We start from the raw sequence: 259 nt of genomic DNA on the forward strand, positions 1-259 counted from the left end.
GAAACCAACCACGGAGGGAGTAGTCCTCATGCCTTCTGCATTGGCAATGACAACGGGCTTGCCGCCTTCCATGACAGCTACTACTGAATTGGTTGTTCCCAGGTCAATGCCGACTACTTTACCCATGCCTAGTGTGTTCTCCTTGCCTTTCCTTTATATTTTGAGAACAAATACTTGGATTTATTCTATCTTGCTGTCAGGGATTGCACGGTATTTGGCAACGCCAGAAAGTTAGTTGACTCCATGAAACTCTATGATT

Annotated in this window: 1 protein-coding gene; it reads right to left on the reverse strand. The window is 45.2% G+C overall.

What is annotated here, in order from left to right; genetic code table 11:
- Positions 1–126, reverse strand: a 126-nt coding sequence (locus FLQ44_RS06330; RefSeq protein WP_147693591.1) for an Hsp70 family protein, incomplete at its 3' end; no start/stop codon positions are given.
- Positions 127–259: the final 133 nt, after the last annotated feature.

The sequence above is a fragment of the Vogesella mureinivorans genome (genome assembly GCF_007644035.1).
In the GTDB taxonomy this organism is placed as follows: domain Bacteria; phylum Pseudomonadota; class Gammaproteobacteria; order Burkholderiales; family Chromobacteriaceae; genus Vogesella; species Vogesella mureinivorans.